General features: G+C 47.7%; 1 protein-coding gene. It reads right to left on the reverse strand.

Going from position 1 to position 894, the window contains the following annotated elements:
- Positions 1-32: 32 nt before the first annotated feature.
- Positions 33-805, reverse strand: a protein-coding gene (locus H065_RS27580; RefSeq protein ID WP_202951381.1) for an IS5 family transposase whose coding sequence is annotated in 2 segments (ribosomal slippage) — positions 33-475 and positions 475-805 — 774 coding nt in all. Because the reading frame shifts where the segments join, the coding sequence is not laid out codon by codon here.
- Positions 806-894: the final 89 nt, after the last annotated feature.

Raw genomic sequence — 894 nt, forward strand, 5'->3', positions numbered from 1 at the left:
TAGGGCGTGTTTTAAAACCCGATTCCGCCCAACTATTTCAATAAAATCATCGTCGAAGCCAAATAAACGAAGCTCAAGAAATGCCGAGAAAGCTTTTCGTAACGCGTGGCGACTCCACGGAATTGCTTCAGTTGATTGAAGAAGCATTCGACAACATGACGCTCTTTGTACCGATGGAAATCGCAAGCCCAAGGCTCAGATGCGTTCGCTCTCGGCGGGATACAAAAGGTCGCTTGTTGCGATTCGATAAAGCTCCGAATCGCCAACGATCCGTACGCTTTATCGGCTAATACGACGCTTTGCACAAGCGGGACCTTAGACAATACGTTCACAGCCACCGCCGAATCATGCGTGTTTCCCGGTGTCAAAAACAGGTGCACAGGATTACCAAGCGCGTCGACTACGGCATGGATTTTCGTATTGCGTCCGCCTCGGGAACATCCGATTTCTTGGTTATTTTCGGCATTTTCCGCCCCTTTTTAGCCCCTGCCGCGTGTTGATGGACTTTGCAGGAAGTACTGTCGAGCGACACTTCTTGCAGATCCGCCTCCTGCGTCAGCGCTTCAAAAATAACAGAAAACACTTCATTTTGGCTCCATAAACGAAAACGACCATAGATGGTTTCCCAAGGCCCAAACCGTTCAGGTAAATCTCGCCAAGGTGCACCCGTTTTCACTTTCCACAGCATCCCGTCAAGCATGAGGCGATTGGATTTCGAAGGTCGTCCTTCTCCTGTATTTTCGGGTGGGAAAAGGGATTCAATTCGTTCCCAATCCGAGTCTTTAATGGCATGACGTCTTTGCATATTCGTGAAAACCACCTTTGGATTTATTCTGTTCTTATCCTAAACCCAAATCGGTTTATCTTCCATCTTTAGTTTTAAAACACGCCCTA

This window comes from Paenibacillus shenyangensis (assembly GCF_000346635.1).
Taxonomy (GTDB): Bacteria; Bacillota; Bacilli; order Paenibacillales; family Paenibacillaceae; genus Saccharibacillus; species Saccharibacillus dauci.